This is a genomic window from Usitatibacter rugosus, from assembly GCF_013003965.1.
Taxonomy (GTDB): Bacteria; Pseudomonadota; Gammaproteobacteria; order Burkholderiales; family Usitatibacteraceae; genus Usitatibacter; species Usitatibacter rugosus.
The window spans coordinates 785,160-803,488 of sequence record NZ_CP053069.1 but is presented as its reverse complement, the minus strand read 5'-3'; the positions used below and the strand labels follow the sequence as shown (position 1 = coordinate 803,488).

The following is an 18,329-nucleotide window of genomic DNA, read 5'->3' as shown; positions in this document are numbered from 1 at the left end:
AGGGGGCCTCCATGGACACCACAATCGGACTTTATCTCGTCGGCAGCGCGCTGGTCCTGGTCGGGCTGGCGGGGCTCGTCCTGCCCGTCCTTCCCGGGATCCTGCTGGTCTTCGCGGGCCTGGTCGTGGGTGCCTGGGCCGACGACTTCGCGAAAGTCGGGCCCTGGGGGATCACGATCATCGGCCTGCTGGCGGCCGTAGCTTTTGCCGTCGATTTCCTCGCCTCGCTGGTGGGTGCAAAGCGGGTTGGCGCGAGCGGCCTCGCGCTGTTCGGGGCGGGTCTCGGGGCCCTGGTCGGGCTTCTCTTCGGCGTCCCGGGGCTCATCCTCGGGCCGTTCATCGGAGCGGTCGGCGGAGAGCTCATCGCGCGCCGCGACCTCGTGCGTGCCGGCAAGGTGGGGCTCGCGACGTGGATCGGGATGGTCCTGGGCGCCGTCACGAAGGTGATCCTCGCCTTCATGATGATCGCCACCTTCGCCGCGTTCTACCTGCTCTCGGGCGGCTAGGCCGTCACGACATCACCGACAGCTGCTCGTTGGCGTTCTCGAGGCGATCGACGAGCGTGTTGAGGAATCGCTCGTCGAAGAGGCGGCGGCAGGAGAGCGACGAGTTGCGGAGGTCCTCCGCGCGGATCTTCAGCACCACGCAATCGGAGGTGGTGGTGACCGTGGCCGAGCGGTGCGCGCGGTCGTTGTGCGCGAGGTAGCTCATCTCGCCGAAGCAATCGCCCGCCGTCAGCACGTTCAGCGTCTTCTTGCCGCGCGTGATGCGCACGTAGCCGCCGGCGCAGATGAAGAACGAATCGCCGTGGTCGCCTTCCTTGATCAGCACCGTGTCGGGACGGAACTTCGCCCACTTCGACAGGCGCAGCACTTCCCACAGCTCGTTCTCGGGAAACTCGCGGAAGAACGGCAGCGCGCGAAGGATGTTGAAGCGCTCGGTGTCCGACTGGCCGCGCTTCTCCTCGCTCGCCTGCTCGCGCTTCCAGATCTCGGCCAGGGCCTGGGCGAACTCGTCCCAGGTCTGGAAGCGGCGCGCCGGGTCCTTCGCGATCGCCTTCATCACGATGAAGTCGAGCGCCGGGTCCATGCCCGCCTTGTGCGTGCTGGGCGGCTCGGGCTCCGTGTTCACGATCTGGTAGATCACGCTCATGGTGTTCGCGCCGGAGAACGGGAGCTTCCCCGTGAGCAGGTAGTACATCACCACGCCCAGGGCGTAGATGTCGGAAAGGTGCGAGGCCTGCACGCCGCCGGTGACGAGCTCGGGCGACATGTACGCGGGCGAGCCCACGTTGGTGATGATCGTGCGGTCCGAGACCTTGTTGATGGCGGCGCCGAAGTCCGCGATCTTGATGTCGGTGCCGTCCTTGTGGAGGATGTTGCCGGGCTTCAGGTCGCGGTGCGTGAGGCCCAGCGACTGCGCGAACGCAAGGGCTCGCACGCACTTGAAGATGATCTCGGCCACCTCGCGCGTCTCGAGGAGCTGGCCGTCGGCGCAGAACTTCTCGAGCGTACCGCCCTCGATGTACTCCATCACGATGTAGCTGAAGTCGTCTTCCACCACCGCATCGAAGATCTGCACGATGTGCGGATGGTTCAGCTTCCCGGCGAGCGAGGCCTCGTTGAGGAACATGCTCCGGTAGAAGGCGCCGTCCTCGGCGTGCTTCAGCGCCTCGGGGAATGCGACCTTGATCGCGACCTTGCGCTTCGCGAACGGGTCCTCGGCCAGATACACCTTGCCGGTGGCGCCGCGGCCAAGCTCGCGAATAATCTGGTATTTGCCGATGGACTCCATGGACCGCGATTATACGGGCACCCCCCCGCGGCGGTTTCCTATCGGACGGTGAAGAAGGTCTCGAGCACCCGGCGCGTCTGGGCGCGGATGCGCTCCAGCTCCTGCGATTCCTCGGCGGCACGCTCCGACCAGCGCCGGTCGCCCACCTCGTTGCCGAGGCTTCGCTCCACGCGCGCGAGGCCGTTGCACGCCACCGCGATCGAGGTCGAAGGCCGCAGGTCGGTCGCGATGTCGAGCATCTCCTGCCAGTGGCGGCGGGCGGAATCGGCATCGCCCAGGGCGAGGTGGATGCGCCCGGTTTCGCCCAGCACCCAGGCGATCGGCGAGCGGGTGCGTGTGGCGTGGCGGCAGGACGCCTGGAAATGCTCGAGCGCTCCGGGCAGGTCGCCTTGCAGCTCGGCCAACCAGCCGCGGATCGCGAGCGCGTCGATCTGCACCGAGAGGTTGCCGCGCTCCTGGGCGAGCTCCAGCGCGCGCTCCGCGAGCGATTCTCCGTCCTGGACGTCCCGGTCCCGCGCTTCGCGGTCTTCGTCCGTGCGCGTGCGGGCACGCTTGCGGTGGAAATTGGCGAGGTTCGAGAGGGCTCGCGATGGGCAAGTGATCACGTGGTATCGCTCGGCCAGGATGAGCGCGCGGCAGAGCTCCGGGCCGGCCGCGTCGAACTCCCCCACGTCGCCGAGGACGATGCCCAGGCCCGTGCGGGCTCGCACTTCGAGCTCCCGGTCGCCGGTTTCCACGGCCTGTCGGATGCAGGCGGCATGGGCGCGCCGGGCCTCGTCGCGCAGCCCCAGCTCACTGGCGGCGTGGGCGAGAGATACCAGGGCGTGAGTAGCCAGCGAGCGGTCACCCACTTCATTGGCGATCTCGTGGGCGTCGATCCCGGCGGCGACGGCGGCGATCACGTCCCAGCGCAGGGCATGCACCATGGCGGCGGCGTTCAGGGCCTCCGCCTCGGAGCGGCGCAGGGCGAGGCCGCGGGCCTCCTGGCGCACGTGGCGGACCAGGGCGAGGCCGGCGCGGGGGTCCCCGGCTCTTGCGAGGGCGACGGCCTGGTTGGCGGCTGCGGTGAGGGAGGGGGCGTCGGTCAGCGCGGGGGCCGGGACGGACGATTCGGGACGAAAACCGGGCATCGAAACACCTGCAAATCGGGCGAAAAAAACCCGCCCCGGCTGCCCGGGGCGGGTTTTCCAGAAGCCCGAATTTTACCCTAGAACAATCCGGTGATCTTGCCCTCGTCCGTGATGTCGATCGACACGGCGGACGGCACTTTCGGCAGGCCCGGCATGGTCATGATGTCGCCACAGACCATCACGACGAACTCGGCGCCGGCGGCCAGGCGGACCTCGCGGATGTTCACGACGTGTCCGGAAGGCGCGCCGCGAAGCTGCGGGTCCGTGGAGAACGAGTACTGCGTCTTCGCCACGCACACCGGGTAGTGGCCGTAGTTCTCCTGCAGCTTCTTGATCTGCCCGCGGACCTTGGAATCCGCGGTGATGTCGGCGGCGCCGTAGATCTTGGTGGCGATGGCCTTCATCTTGTCCCAGAGCGGCAGCGACTCCTCGTAGACGAACTTGAAGTCGGTGGGCTCTTCGCACAGGCGCACGACTTCCTTGGCGAGCTCGGTCGCACCCTTGCCGCCCTCGGCCCAGTGGCGCGCGAGGATCACCTTGGCGCCGTGGTGGGCCATCTTGTCCTGCAGCAGCTTCACTTCCGCATCCGTGTCCTCGGTGCGGTGGTTGATCGCCACCACGCACGGCAGGCCGTAGTTGTTGCGGATGTTGTTCACGTGGCGCTCGATGTTGGTGATGCCTTTGCTGAGGGCGTCGAGGTTTTCGCCCTTCAGGTCCTTCACCTCGATGCCGCCGTGGAACTTGAGCGCGCGGATCGTGGCGACCAGCACCACGGCTGCGGGCTTGAGGCCCGCCTTGCGGCACTTGATGTCGATGAACTTCTCGGCACCGAGGTCGGCACCGAAGCCCGCTTCCGTCACGACGTAGTCGCCGAGCTTCAGCGCCGTCTGCGTGGCGAGCACGGAGTTGCAGCCGTGCGCGATGTTGGCGAACGGACCGCCGTGGATGAACGCGGGCGAATGCTCGAGCGTCTGCACCAGGTTCGGGGCCAGGGCGTCCTTCAGCAGCGCGGCCATGGCGCCGTGGGTCTTGAGGTCCGACGCAAGGATCGGCTTCTGGTCCTTGGTGTAGCCGCACACGATCTTGCCGAGGCGCTCTTTCAGGTCCTTGATCGAGGTGGACAGGCAGAAGATCGCCATCACTTCGGAGGCGACGACGATGTCGAAGCCGTCCTCGCGCGGGTAGCCATTCCCCGGGCCGCCCAGCGAGACGACGATGTCGCGCAATGCACGGTCGTTCATATCCAGCACGCGCTTCCACGCGATGCGGCGGATGTCGAAGCCGAGCTCGTTGCCGTGGTGGATGTGGTTGTCGATCATCGCCGACAGCAGGTTGTTGGCGAGCTGGATGGCGCCGAAGTCACCGGTGAAGTGGAGGTTGATGTCCTCCATCGGGATCACCTGGGCATAGCCGCCGCCGGCCGCCCCGCCCTTCATGCCGAACACCGGGCCCAGGGAGGGCTCGCGCAGGCAGACGATGGCCTTCTTGCCGATGTGGTTCAGCGCGTCGCCCAGGCCCACCGTCGTGGTGGTCTTGCCCTCGCCCGCGGGCGTGGGGGAGATGGCCGTGACGAGGATCAGCTTGCCGTCAGGCTTCGACTTCAGCGAATTGACGTAGTCGAGGCCGATCTTGGCCTTGTAGTGGCCGTACGGCTCGATGGCGGAAGTCGGGATACCGAGCTTCGAGGCGATCTCGCCAATGGGCTTGGCTTTCGCCTTCTGGGCGATTTCGATGTCGGAGAGCATGGGGGGTTTCCTTGTTGGAGAAACGGGCGTGCGCCGCGCTTCTTGTGGTCACGTGTACGCGCTGAAAATAGGGGCTGGGCCCGTTTTTGGCCTTGACGGGCATCAATTCCGGGCCTTCGCGTACGATGCCGGGGATGCACCCGCACGAGGCCCTCATCCGCGAGTTCTACGACGCATTCGCCCGCCGGGACGCCGAGGCGATGGCGAGCTGCTACGACCGCGAGGTGTTCTTTTCCGACCCCGTCTTCCCGGGCCTGAAAGGCGACGAGGCGGGGGACATGTGGCGCATGCTCCTGTCGCGCGCGGCCGACCTCCAGGTCACCCTCGATTCGGCGAGCGCCAACGCCGAGGGCGGACGTGCCGAATGGACCGCCCGCTACACGTTCAGCAAGACGGGCCGCCCGGTCGTGAACCACGTGAGCGCGATGTTCGCCTTCCGCAACGGCAAGATCTCGCGGCACTACGACCGCTTCTCGTTCTACCGCTGGGCCTCGCAGGCGCTGGGGCCGATGGGCCGCGCGCTCGGCTGGTTCGCGCCGCTCAAGTGGAAGGTACGCAAGGACGCCGCGAAGGGACTCGAGAAGTTTCGCGAGCGCAAGGCGTCTTGAGCGGCGGTTCGGAGTCGCGTGGCCTCTGGTGGGGCTTCGTCGGTGTCGTCGCTTTCAGCCTCACGCTGCCCGCCACTCGTGCGGCGGTTTCCGCGATCGAACCGTTTTTCCTCGCTTCCACGCGCTCGCTCTTCGCGGCGGCGCTTGCTGTTTGCGTGCTGCTCGTGACGCGGCCGCGGCTTCCGACGCGTGAAGAGTGGAAGGGGTTGGCGGGCGCCGCGCTCGGGATCGTGTTTGGATTCCCGTTCCTGATGACGTGGGCGATGCAGGAGGTGCCCTCCTCCCACGGCGCTGTCGTGCTCGCGATCATGCCGCTCACGACCGCGATGGCGGGTGCGTGGGTTGCGCATGAGAGGCCGAGCGTGGGCTTCTGGGTGGTCAGCTTTCTGGGCAGTGCCGCAGTCGTGGCTTTCGCACTACGCCACGGCGGAGGTGCGATGACGTCCGGAGATCTCGCGCTGGTCGTCGCGATTCTTCTTTCTTCGTACGGATACGCCGCGGGGGCGAAGGCGAGCGCCACACTGGGCGGATGGCAAGCGATCTCGTGGACGCTGGTTCTCGCGCTGCCGATCCTGCTCGTGCTGTCAATCGCTCTCTATCAACCGGGCCTGCAGCACGCACCGGCGTCAGCCCTCGCCGGCTGGCTCTACGTCGGGCTCGTGAGCCAGTACCTCGGCTTCTTCGCGTGGTTCCGCGGGCTCGCGCAGGGCGGCATCGCGCGCGTGGGACAGCTGCAATTGCTGCAGCCGTTCCTCACGATCGCCGCTTCGGCCGCGCTCCTCGGCGAACCGCTCAGTGCCGAGGAGCTCGGTTTCGCGCTCGTCGTCGTGGCGCTGGTGGCCGTGGGAAGGCGGATGCGCGTGCAGCGCTAGCCAGCGCCACCACCCACCGGCGGCGGATCGGGTGGCGGCACGATGACAATCGGCAGCACCGTGACGGGGATCAAGTACACACGTCCGATCGAGAGGCTGGGCGAGGTGAGCTCGACCTCGATCACCCGCGGACCCGTGCCCAGGGTGATGGGCCTCGTGAACGTTCCCCCATCCGGACTCGTCGGCGTGACGAATGCGGGGATGCCGTTCACTCGAATCGCCGTGTCGCTCGGACCGAAGTAGTGGCCGCTGACCCGGATTTCACCCGTCGTCACCTCCGCGTTCGCGACCGGTGTCTCGACCACGAGGTCGAACGGCTTCACGGTGAGCGTGATCTCGGCCGTACCCTGCGCGCCCGTGCTGTCGGTGGCGACGAACGCATAGGTGTGCACACCGGCACCCGACAGGATGTTGCTACGCGTGGTGCCCGGATTGGGTACCGTGAAGAGGACCTGCCCATCCCTCAGGACCGTGAGCGACTGGAGGGTCCGGTTCGGAGCGGGTTGGAACGTCGCGACGATGGGCGTGCCTTCGAACACCGCGGCGCCGGGCGCGGGCGTGGTGATCGTGACCGACGGAGGACCCTGCACCGTGACGGTCGTGCTCGAGAAACCGACGTCGCCACGATTGTCGAACGCGACCGCCGACAGTGCGTACTGGCCGATCGGCACGCCCGTGAACACGGCGCGATACGGGGGCGACGTCACGATGATCGATCCGAAATCGCCCAGCGTGAACATGACGCGGTCGATCGTTCCGTCGGAGTCGGTCGCGGTCGCCTCGACCGTGACGTTTGCCGGCGCATCGAAGACCTGGCCCTGCGTCGGTTGCACGAGCTGCACGACCGGCCGGACGTTGGGCTGCTCGATCGTGTACGTGATGGGCACCGTTGCCAGGTTGCCCGATGGGTCCGTCGCGTGAAGCGTGAGGGTGAGGACCCTTTGGCGGTTCGGGACAGGGATGAACGCGCGGAAGTGGTTGCCGAATTGTGCGGGGAAACCGTTCACGCCCACGTTCGTCGCCGACGCGTCGAATGTGAAGTCCACCAGGATCTGGGTCGTGCCGAGCGGGAAGTGCGCGCCGTCGGCCGGTGTGATCGACACCAGCGCGGGTGGCGTCGTGTCGATGTCGAACGTGAAGGTCTGCGGCTCCGAGCGGTTTCCGGATCCGTCCACGGCCTGGACCGTGAGCGTGTGCGTCCCATCCGCGAGCACGGCGGCCGGCATGTAGATGACCTCGCCCGTCGCGGCGGAGTCGAAGAAGAACTGCGTGCCGACCTCCGTGCCATCCAGGGTGGCCGCGAACGTGAGGGTGGATTCCAGGACCCACGGCTCGAAGCCGCAGTCCCCTCCGCCGCACGAGGCCCAGGGGCGGAACCTGAACAACGGTTGGTCGTCGAACGGCCCGCTGCTGCCCGCCAGGAATTCCAGCTCGAGCCGGATCTGCGTCGCCTCTCGCGCCACGGCGACCCAATCCGAATCGCGCGCGCGCTGCGTGAGCATATGGGAGGGGCCGCGCGTGAACTGCGAGAAGCCCCGGCGGTGCCCGACCCACAAGGACCGCGTCGCGAAGTCGCACGAGAGCGACTTGGCGTTCGCGATGCCGTTCTGGCGGAGGTCATACGTCACGGTGCTCGTGCCATCGGAGCCGTAGCCATAAAGCACATTGCCGCCCAGGACCCACAGGTCACCCGTATCGACGTCGGAGCAGATCGCATCGGCGTCATGCGCCACATTGATGCGCGCGAGCACATGGCCCGGAGTCTTGAAGCTGCGCTTCACAAGAGCGCGGTCGGCGACGAACCAGGCGAAGCCGCGAAGGCTGTCGATCGCGAGATGGCGGGCGCGGCGCGACGCTCCGCCGAGGTTCACGCGATGCAGCAGCGCGCCCCCCGAGGTGTAGCGCCGCAGCTCGTCGTTCTCTTCGTCCAGCACCCACAGCGTGCCGTCCTGCGCGACGGCGAGATCGGTGGCTTCACCCGGCACTACGGAAAGCAGCTCGCCGCCGCCGCCGTTCACGTGCAGGACGCGCCGTTCGCCGGCGATCCAGGCCGTGGCATCGGCCGGGTTCACGGCCATCTTGCGCGCCGTGCCCAGGTTGCCCGGGAACGAAGCGAGCGTGCGGTTGAATACGACCGTGGAGCCGTCGCTCGAGAAGCGCGCGAGGCGCGTCTTCGAGAGGACCCACACCGAGCCGTCGCCGCGGTCGGTGACGAGCGAGAGCGCCTCGCCGAACGGGAGGTCGACATCCACGACACCGGTGTTCGGATCGAATCGATGCAGGCCGCGTTCGTCGCCGAACCAGAGCTGGGCTTGCGCGCCGAAGGCGACGCAGAGGAAAGCGAGCGCGGCAAGCGCAGCGCGGAAACGGCGAATGTAAAACATGGCACTCCCTGGTTAACTACCCGTCTTCTCGCGAACGGCGACCTGCTTGCCGTCCAGGTAGATGTATTCCTTCAGCGAAACCCCGGGGACACGTTCCCAAAGAAGGTTGCCTCCCGATCCGTAAACGAAATAGGTCGAGACGCCGTTCTTGGTCGTGCGCACCCGCATGCTCGCGCCGTCGTAGTCATAGGTGGTCTCGCCCGGCGTGCCGCAATCCACGCACCGGAGGTTCGACGCATCGTTGTAGCCGAACGACTTCGTGCCGTTGCCGGTGACGTTGCCGTAGACGTCGTACGTGAAGGCGTAGCTCTTCGTTCCGGAGATGGAGGCCAGGCGATTGCTCGCGGCGTCGTAGTTGTAGTTCAGCACCTGGGAACCCAGCAGCTGCGACTTGATGTTCCCCCGTCCGTCATAGGTGAACGCACCGGTCGTACCCCCAGCCCACGCCCCGTCCGCCACGACCAAGCGATCGATCTCGTCATACTCCAGATGCCGGTTATAGGTTGGGTCGACCGAATCGGAAATCCCCAGCACGTTGCCCAGCCCGTCGTAGGTATACGACGTGTTGAACATGTTCGCGGCCCCCGCAATGGCGATCGCATCCGGCCACTGACGTCCATTGAGACCCACCGTCGTCGTAACGCCGTTCGCATACGTCATGGACGCCATCTGCCCATTGGGATGATGGGTGACCGCCGTGACATAGGGAGCGGCCCGTGTCGCGCGGCCAAAACCGTCCGGCGAGTAGCTGATCGTCTTGCCCGAGCCATAGGTCATGAGGTTGAGCGCGTCGTTCCCGTTGTAGTCGTACTGCACGGCGAACGGTGCTTGACCCGAGACCGCCAGGGTTTCCGTCTTGAGATTCTTGTTTCCGTCGTAGGTGTACGACCTCAGCGCGATGCCATTGTCGATCGTCGCGACCTTGTCGTCCTTGAAGTACGTCTTCGCGACGCTGGGCGTACCACCGGGGTAGGCGATCGCAGTCACGCGATTGCGTCCGTCGTACGTATACGTCGTGGTCGGCGATGCGCCCACTTGGCGGGTCGTCATGTTCCCAACGCCGTCGCGGCCGAATGTCGTTGTGCCGACCTCCGGATCGGTCATCGTCGTCAGGAAGTATTGGCCGTTGTAGCCGTACGTCCGCGTCTTTCCATCCTGGGTCGCCGACGTCAGCTGGCCAACGCCGTTGCGCTCCATGGTGATGCTCGCTGCGGCAAGCGGCGCCGCGATCGACAGGAGATGACGCTCGTCCGGATCGTCGTAGTACCGGTAGGTATACGTGTACGTCACTCCCGTCTCATTCGACATGGTGACGACGCCGTTTCCGTTGTAGTTGAAGCTCCTGCCGGTGGAGTGCGAGCCGGAGTTGGGGTCGTATTCGTGGCGCACCACAAGCAGCGTCCCGATCACATCGAATGCCATTCCCGTTCCGACAGAGCTATTCGGATAGGAGGTAAAGGTGCGGCGTCCGAGCACGTCGTTACGGTAGTTCTGCGTCACCACGGTGCCGGTGGTCGAATCCGTATGCCTGGCCTGCGTCTGGCGCCCGAAGCTGTCATAGGTGACTTCCTCGCTATAGCCACCTCGAGTAACCGTACGCGTGTTCGCCCCCCAAGTGACGCTCACCGGGTTGCCCGTGGCGTGAGTGATGCCCGTCACGCGATTCAGGCCGTCATACGTATACCCTGTCGTCGCGCCGGTACCGTCCGACTCGGTAAGGACGTTGCCCGCGTCACTGACCGTCCGCGAGATGGAAACGCCTTGGGGGTGGCTTTCCGACTGCGGGATTCCTCGCTTGTGGTTCCCGTACGAAACCGAATTCCCCCGCGCATCCGTCTTGCTCGTGACATCCCCGCCGCTGTACGCGTAGTCCGTCGAGACGCCGTAGCGGTTCTCCGAAGTCATGTTGCCGTTGGCATCGAAGCTGCGCGTGATGGCGCCCGTGGTGCTCAACGTCTCGTCCTTCTTCTGGTGAAGGATCCACTTGGAAGCATCGGTGAAGTAGGTGACCGCCCGGGTCCGGGAAGCGCTGCCCGTCTCCGTGATCGTCTGGGGATTCTTGTAATCGTCGAAGTTGCTGTAGACGGTCGTGTGAAGTCCCGTGCCGCGGCTGATGTTCTTCCCAACGATGTACGGAGTGGCCGTCTCGGTGTCGAAGGCCATGGTTCCGCCCGGCCGCAGATTCGTCTGACCGGAGATCACGAACCGTCCCCACGAATACGCCTCGATCGCGCTGGCGAAGGCCTGCCCTTCGACAGCCGTCGCAGCGACCTTCCCCGCAAGCGCGCCAATGAGATAGACCTCACCGCTGGTCACGCTGTTGTATCCAAAATGAAAATAGACGTAGTGGCCTTCAGGCCCCTCAATGCGCGTTCGGTCGAGGTTCGGGATCGATGCTCCGTCCGATATCGTCCAACTCATTCCACCCGGGGGAATGGGCTCAGTAGCCGGCGTGTACGCATAGGTCCACGCTCCGTCGTCGGACTGCTTGTTGGTAATGACGGTGCTGATGGGGATGTTCGGATTCTGGGCGAAGGTGGCGAAGCCGTACGTATAGTTGACCTGCGCGCCCGTCGGGTACGTGACCTTCTTCATCGAATAGCCGCCGGCCGGAGCCATGCCTGGGCCATTCGCGCTCGTGTTGTATTGGTAGGACCAGGCCTGTCCGTCCGGACGCGTGGCGCTCGTGAGGAAGTAGTAGTTCGGACTGACCCCCGTCAGCAGCGTGTGGCCATAGCTCCACGTTCCCCCGGGACCCGCAATCGAGCTCAGGTGGTCACCCGAGTAATTGAACGTCAACGAACGACCATCGCTGGTCGCAACGGACTGAACGCCCATCGACGTGGCACCGCTCAGCATCACGTAGGTGAAATCCATCGTGTTGCCGTTGCGGTCCACGATGCGCGTCGTGTACCAGGACTGCTGCCACTTCGAAGGATTCGAGCCGATCATCGGCCCCTGCGTGGTCATCTCATATCGCGTCCCGTCCGGCGAATGAATGATCAGGCCGCCGGGTGAGGCGTTGTTGCAATCCGCCCTCCAGAGCCCGGTCGAAACGGCGTACGTGCCATCCAGGCTGTCATAGAGAACGTGGCGACTTCCATCCGCAAGCTCGAGCACCGGGTTGCTGGTCGGTCCGACACCCAACGCGCACATGTTGGTGGTCGCTTTGCGCATCACGCGACCGAAGTGCATGGTCCAACCAATCCCTATCGGGGATGCGTCGTCGAGCAGTTCGTTCATGCTCGAGTACGAGCGCTGCACCTTGAGGTCGAGACCACCGTTTCCAGGGACGAAGATGTCCACGAAATGCCATTGCAGCTTCCCCGTGAAAGGGTCGATGCGCTCGTCGCTTTGTTGATTCAAGTGCTCGCGATTTCGCGAAAGCCCCGGCTCCTGATAGAAACTCGGAATGACCTCATCGACTCCATCGCCCATCACGTCGAAACAGACAGCGCATGCTGCGACCGCAATGAAAGGCGACCAGACGCACTTGACGAAATTCATCAAGGATTTCCTCAGTAGAATTTATGTGTTTGAGTCAACTGCACGAAACTAGACATCGATCGACTCGGCCCCTGAGGCTTTCAGAAGTGCGTGAACGATCTGATATCCGTCTTCAACCTGGCTCTGCTCCCGTATTGCGGTGTAATCCGCAGTACTCACCGGGATCCACGAGATCCAACTGAAGTCCAGCCTCGCAATTCCAATCAGATGAACCTTCACAGGCGTCGCCTTGAGATCGTTTTGCAGAGACTCGCACGCAGGACTCGAATTCAATGGCGCAATGACACGCACCGTCGAAGCGACGTCTTTGCAATCGGGAAGACTTCGCACGCGGGCGCCCCAATCCCCTTCAAGCAAATCCAGCAGGAAGGCCCTGAATCTTCGTGTCCGCGATTCGCCAACCGCCACAAATCTCATCCCGACGCCCGACGGGAAAACCCCCAATCCATCTTCAGGCCCGTCGTAATAATCAAACCCGACGACGAGCGAAAAGCCAGGGTCGCCCTTGAACTTCTCTCCGCGTTCGACTTGGGATGGATGGCTACTTGAAGAGATCATTGACCTTGTTCCGCGTTTCACGAGTGACTGGTTTGGGCAATTCCATGGTGTGATGGTGCGGATCTGAACCAGTCTGTTTCACGGTGAATCCCGCCGCTTCGCACTCGGCCTTGCTAGCACAACGGACCTGCTGTCCAGGCTTCTTTGGCGCTGGATTGGTGCTCACGGAGATGCCATGGATACCGATCTTCGGGTTCTTCTCCGCAGCGGCGGCTTGGTCCGCAAGGGCCTTCACATTGTCCGGCGGCCCGCGGCGATAGAGTTTGATATCGCCAGCATGGTTCGCGGCCTTGGTCACGCCCTCCGAGACGTTCGTCGCCCGGCGCACGGCCCCAGCTGCGGGCACGGGGCTCGCAAGGCCCGCGACATCCTGCGCCAACCCAACGCCAGTACTAACAATCGATGCCCCGGCGACGTCGGCGAGAAATTTGTCGCCGGTTACTTTGCCATACGCATATAGGCTAACCGAAGCCAAAAACTCGCCGCCGCTAAACGCTGTGAAGAACGCGTCAATTGGCGACGGTGCATTCCCGTCCGGATCGTCGAACTTGAAGGGGTTGTTGTTCGCATATCCGTACCGATTGAAGCTATGCAGATCGCCGGGATCGAACGACATTGCATCGACGCCCATGAAACGACCGACGATTGGGTCGTAGTAGCGCGCCCCGAAATACGACAGGCCGGTATCCGTGTCGTGTGCCTTACCGGTAAACCACTGCCGGTTCCCAGTGGATTCCGTCTCCTTGAGCAGTCGCTCTCCATACGGCTGATAGCGCTCTGTCCACACCTCGGTCCCGCTTACGTTCGTCGCCGCAATCGGGCTGCCGAGCAAATCGTTGTGAAGGAACGTGATCTTCTCGTCCGGAGATCCGGCGACGGTCACGTTCACGGGATTCGACGTCGCGGATGCACCGCGGTCGTCGAACGCCTTCGCCGTGATCGCGTAGTTGCCCGGCTGCAGGACATACCACGTGCCGCTGGTCCCCGTACCGATCAGCTGCGCGCCCACGTAGAGCTCGACGCGTGTAACGTGTGCTCCGCTAGCGGGCGTGGCGGTGGCGGTAATCGCGACCGATGCAGGCGCCGCGAACGTGGAGCCCGCACCAGGTGACGTCACGCTCACCGTCGGAGGCGGTGGCGTCGTGACCTGGATCGATATGGCCGCGGAAGTCGCCGGCACATTCCGGCTGTCGGTCGCCTTTGCCGTGATGCTGTGCGTGCCGCCGGACGGTGTATTCCAGACGTACGTGTAGGGAAACGTCGTCGAGGTGCCGAGCAGCGTCGTACCGTCGAAGAACTCGACCTTGCTGATCGTCGCACCGGACGCGGCTGATGCATCTGCCACCAAGGTGATGCTCGCCGGGGTGTTGAACGTGGAGCCGTTGGCGGGCGAAACCATGCTCACGGTCGGTGGCGGCGGTGACGTGACCGTGATGACGATCGGCGCGGACAACTTGCGTCCTCCTGCCGAATCCACAACCAGTGCGATCACGGAGTACGTACCGGCCGCCACTCCGCTCCAGTTGACGATGTAGGGGCTCGAGCTCGCCGAGCCGATCTGCGTGCCTCCGTTGTAGTACGTCACGGAGGTGATGGCTGCGCCAGATCCAGGAGAAGCCGAAGCGGACAACGCGATCGTGTCGGAGGTCGTGAACGCGGCGCCCGTTACCGGAGCCGAGATGCTCACGCTCGGCGCGGAGACCGACGCGCCATTGATCACGAAGCGCACGGGCGTCGAAGTACCGACGTGCCCGTACTGGTCGGTCGCCGTCGCGTAGACCGCATAGAAGCCGACGATGAAGTCCGGCATGTTCCACGGGACATTGAACGGCTCGGACTGCGAGAGAGGCCACGTCCATGGGCCGCCGGGGTAATGCGTCCGCGCCTGCGTAAGCCTGTTGCCCGTGGCGGGCGTGGCCGAGAGGTTCATCGTGCCGCCGGAGTAGATGCTCCCCGAAGTCGCGATGAGCGTTGCACCATCCGCGATGCCGGTGAGCGTCACCGTGGGTGCGACACCCGGATTGCCGACGCCATACGGAGCGGCCGCCGACGTGCTTGGATTGTTGTGGGTGTCGCCGCCGTAGGTAGCCGTGAGCGAATGGTCCCCGGCGGCAAGGCTGACCGACAGCTGCGCGGTCGTCCCGCTGAGCGGCGCGCTGCCAATACTCGTCGGGCCGTCCTTGAATACGACCGCGCCCGTCGGCGAGTTCCCGGTCACCGTGGCGGTGAGCACCGTCGGCGTACCCACCGTTCCGGTCGCCGGCGCCGAAGCGAGGGTGGTCGTGGTGTCCTTCGTCTCGTTGATCTTCGTGACGAACGCGTTGGAGACGATTCCCGAGGGACGCGTCTGCTGGAGGGAGCCCGGCGTGGTCGGGAAATCGACCTTGTCCGTGTAGCCGGCGACGTAGACCGAACCGATCGAATCGACCGCAACGGCCGTGGCTCCTGAACCAAAGCCGCTCGAATGGGGGCCCGCCGTTCCAACGGTCGGCCCGTTCAGCAGCGTCGAGAAGAGGACCGTCGTGCCGCTGGCCGAGATCTTCGTCACGAAGGGATCCGGCCTGCGCAGGGAATCGCCGTACGTGGAGTAGAGAGCCTTCACGAGCGGGAAGTTGTTCGCCTCCGTCGCACCGACGACCCAGGCACTGCCCGCGCTATCCACGGCAATGGCGTTCGGTCGCGTGAGGGCAAACGAGCAGCCAGACTCGTTGCAACCGGATCCGCCCAATCGCGCCGCGTACGTCAATGCGGAGCCGGAAGCGTTCAGCTTCGCGGTGAGCGCGTACTGGCTGCCGTCCACGATCTGGTTGCCCGTGAGCGTCGGCACCGAGCCGAAATTCGGCAGGGTCATGCCATTGGGTGCGTCGGACATGCCGGTCACGTAGAGGCTGCCCGAGCTGTCCACGGCAATCCCCGACACGTACATGCTTCTTCCGGTTCCGAGATAGGTCGCGTAGACGGCCGCATCGCCGGCCGGGTTGATCTTGGTGATGAAGCCGGAGGGATAGGTCGCCGAGCTGGGCTTCGAAGACTGGAATGCTCCCGGCGTCGTCGGGACGAAATTGTGATAGGTCACGCTCGCGGCATAGGCGTTGCCGGAAGCGTCGACCGCGAGTGCCTTCAGTCCTTCAGAGACCGGCAACCCGGTGAACTCGTAGATCGCCGAGGTGCCGGCGGGATGGAGCTTCACGACCAGGTTATAGAGGCCGACGTAAGCACTGCCGGCGGCGTCGACGGCCAGTCCACGCACGTCCCCGGGGACGTAGGTCGAATAGGCCAAAGAGCTCCCGTCGGTCGTGAGCTTTCCGACAAAGCCCACCGGATACGCCTCGGTCGTCGCCAGATAGGCCCCCGGCGTCCGCGGGAAGTCCGTCGCCTGGGCGATACCGCCAAAGTAGGCGTGGCCGCTGCCGTCGACGGCAATCTTCATGACCTCCGTGGCCTGGGGAGCGGATCCGCCCTCGAAGATGTACTCGGTGCCCGTGATGTACGTCGAGAACATCAGGGCCGAGCCCGCCTGGTTGAGCTTCGAGACGAAGCCCATCTTCGTTCCGGGCACCGCACCGCGATCGAACGCCCCAATCGTGGTGGGGAAATCGGTGGCGTAGGTCCAGCCGCCGATGAAAGCCTCGCCGCAGCGGCTGAGCGCGATCGCGTTCGCGCCCGACTGATCGTCCGAGCCTCCCAGGTACGTCGAATAGACCAGGACCGGGTCGATCACGAGCGGATGCGACTTGTCGTACGAGCCCAGCTCGAACCCAACTTCGCCCTCTCGCATCGCGTACGCGGCAGCTACGACGCGTCGCTCCCCAGCGATCTCCTGGTAGGCGACGGGCCGCTTCTGCACCAGCGTGCCCAGGGCGGTCTCGAGAACGAGGTTGCCTTCGGCGTCCAGCGCGACGCTGTCCGCGCCTTCGAGCGCAAACCGAATGGCCGCGGGATCCGCACCGGCCGCGACATGAAGGTCGTACTCGACGCGGCCCTCGGAGCCATAGAAGACCTGGTCGATGCCGGGATACACCGCTTCGTAGCGAACCTTGGCGAAGTTCGGAACGTTCCTGCGCCACTTCGACGGGTCACGCCCCGCGAAGTAGTTGCTCTTGCGCTCGACAGGCTCCGCTCCGGAGATCACCGGACGCGGGTTGGCCCCAAGCAGTCGCGTGCGCACTGCAACGCCACGATCGGCCCGTGCGTCACTCAGCGCGACCACGCTCTCCGTCGGAGTCAGGAACAGCTGGTACCCGCGACCCCGTGAGACGAAGCGCGTTTCCGAGCCCACTTGCCCGACGCTCGCCTCGAAGGTCATCGGAAGCGCACCGAAGGCCGCCAGTTTCGTCGCCGCATCCAGCGCCGTGAGCGGGGGGGCGGTATCGCAACTGTCGGCACCGTCGACGACCACGTACGCGATCGGCGTCGTCGCCGTCGTGCCGAGGGAGTCGGTTGCCTTCGCCGTGATGAAATGGGAGCCGGCGCTGACGATCCACGGATAGGTATAGGGCGGCGCGTTGACCGTCGCCAGCTTCACGCCTTCGTCGAAGAATTCGACCTTGGAGATCGATGCTCCCGGCTCGACGGCATTCGCCGTCGCCGTGATCGAAACCGTGGCCCCTGGCGGCACCACCGCCCCCGATACCGGGGACGTCAAGGTGATCGCGGGCGGTGCGAGCGGCGCAGCGACGTTGATCGTGATGGGCGCGGAAGTGACGGTCTGCCCGTAGTTGTCCATCACCCTTGCCGTGATGGAATACGTTCCCACCGCGGCATCGGTCCAGGTCGCCGTCAGGGGTGGAGGTGCGTAGACCTGCCCCACGAGCGTCGAGCCCCCGCGGAAGAACTCCACCTGGAAGACTTCCGCCGGTGCCTGTGCCGTTGCCGTCGCGGTGAAGGCAATGGGCGATCCGAGTTGGAACGTCGCTCCATTCACGGGCGACGCGATGCTGACGGTCGGCGGTCCGGGCGCAGGCAAGACGTGGATCAGTTTCCCCGAGGAGATCTTGATGCCCGCGGAGTTGTCGGTCGCCTTGGCGGTGATCGTGTGGTCTCCAACCGGCAGCGTCGCGTAGAGCTCGTACGGCGGCGTGGTCACCGTCCCGATGAGCGTGGAGCCCCCACGGAAAAACTCGACCTTTGAAACCGCTCCGTCGTTGTCGGACGCGGTGGCCAGGAAGTAGACGCTGTCCAGCGTCGTGTATTCGTTGCCCGCCGACGGTTCCGTCAGGTTCACCGTGGGCGTTACGTTGGCGGCGATCGTGACGGTGCGGGCGTTCGACGTCCTGTTGCCGGTGGAGTCGAAGGCCTTGGCCGTGATGGAGTACACGCCGTTGACGTTGTGATTGAACGTCGTGGTGTACGGACCAGGCGCGTTGACGATCGTGATGAGCGTCGTGCCACGGTAGAACTCGACCTTCGTGATGGAGCTGCCCGCCGTCGGCGTCGCGGTCGCAGCAAGGGTGACGGACGCAGGATTGCCATACGTCTTGTTCGACGAAGGCTGCGTGAGCGTGACGTTGGGGAGCGCGAAGGCCGCTTGCCCGAACAGCGTCGCGAGGACCGCGACGCACGAAACGACCAGCACGCGGGCGCGATGGCCCAGCCATGACATGAAAAACATGACGCTCCCTGAGTAGGTCTAGTTATTTTGTAAAAACTGCGGGGGGCGCCACTGCCACCGCATCATGTCGTGCGGCTTTTCGAAAACTTGCGGCGGGATTAAAACACGAAAACAAAAACA

General features: G+C 64.9%; 10 protein-coding genes. 3 read left to right on the top strand and 7 right to left on the bottom strand.

Annotated elements, in window-relative coordinates:
* Positions 1-11: 11 nt before the first annotated feature.
* Complete coding sequence (locus DSM104443_RS04095) at positions 12-506, top strand: DUF456 domain-containing protein (protein ID WP_171089714.1); 495 nt, start codon at positions 12-14, stop codon at positions 504-506.
* Positions 507-510: 4 nt separating this feature from the next.
* On the opposite strand, the gene DSM104443_RS04090 is transcribed toward DSM104443_RS04095, so the two are convergent.
* From DSM104443_RS04090 to DSM104443_RS04080, 3 genes are all read right to left on the bottom strand, one after another.
* A complete protein-coding gene (locus DSM104443_RS04090; RefSeq protein ID WP_171089712.1) occupies positions 511-1,794 on the bottom strand; it encodes a serine/threonine-protein kinase in 1,284 nt (427 codons plus the stop codon).
* Positions 1,795-1,832: 38 nt separating this feature from the next.
* A complete protein-coding gene (locus DSM104443_RS04085; RefSeq protein ID WP_171089710.1) occupies positions 1,833-2,924 on the bottom strand; it encodes a tetratricopeptide repeat protein in 1,092 nt (363 codons plus the stop codon).
* Positions 2,925-3,001: 77 nt separating this feature from the next.
* On the bottom strand, positions 3,002-4,669 hold the full coding sequence (locus tag DSM104443_RS04080; protein WP_171089708.1) for a formate--tetrahydrofolate ligase: 1,668 nt from the start codon (positions 4,667-4,669) through the stop codon (positions 3,002-3,004).
* A 134-nt stretch (positions 4,670-4,803) separates the two neighbouring features.
* Between DSM104443_RS04080 and DSM104443_RS04075 the strand changes: the two genes are divergently transcribed.
* Positions 4,804-5,277: a nuclear transport factor 2 family protein gene (locus DSM104443_RS04075; protein ID WP_171089706.1), complete on the top strand. Its 474-nt coding sequence runs from the start codon at positions 4,804-4,806 to the stop codon at positions 5,275-5,277.
* A complete protein-coding gene (locus DSM104443_RS04070) occupies positions 5,274-6,149 on the top strand; it encodes a DMT family transporter (RefSeq protein ID WP_171089704.1) in 876 nt (291 codons plus the stop codon). Before DSM104443_RS04075 ends, DSM104443_RS04070 begins: the two co-directional genes overlap by 4 nt.
* Here DSM104443_RS04070 and DSM104443_RS04065 read toward each other — a convergent pair.
* The 4 genes from DSM104443_RS04065 to DSM104443_RS04050 are packed head-to-tail and all read right to left on the bottom strand — an operon-like array spanning position 6,146 to position 18,209.
* The gene (locus DSM104443_RS04065) at positions 6,146-8,533 is read right to left on the bottom strand and encodes an Ig-like domain-containing protein (RefSeq protein ID WP_171089702.1); all 2,388 of its coding nucleotides are present in this window, start codon (positions 8,531-8,533) and stop codon (positions 6,146-6,148) included. The genes DSM104443_RS04070 and DSM104443_RS04065 overlap by 4 nt on opposite strands.
* A gap of 12 nt (positions 8,534-8,545) precedes the next feature.
* Positions 8,546-12,040: an RHS repeat domain-containing protein gene (locus tag DSM104443_RS04060; protein ID WP_171089700.1), complete on the bottom strand. Its 3,495-nt coding sequence runs from the start codon at positions 12,038-12,040 to the stop codon at positions 8,546-8,548.
* A gap of 48 nt (positions 12,041-12,088) precedes the next feature.
* Complete coding sequence (locus tag DSM104443_RS04055; RefSeq protein WP_171089699.1) at positions 12,089-12,598, bottom strand: hypothetical protein; 510 nt, start codon at positions 12,596-12,598, stop codon at positions 12,089-12,091.
* Positions 12,582-18,209, bottom strand: coding sequence for an Ig-like domain-containing protein (locus tag DSM104443_RS04050; RefSeq protein ID WP_171089697.1), 5,628 nt, complete (start codon positions 18,207-18,209; stop codon positions 12,582-12,584). Before DSM104443_RS04050 ends, DSM104443_RS04055 begins: the two co-directional genes overlap by 17 nt.
* Between the last annotated feature and the right edge of the window lie 120 nt (positions 18,210-18,329).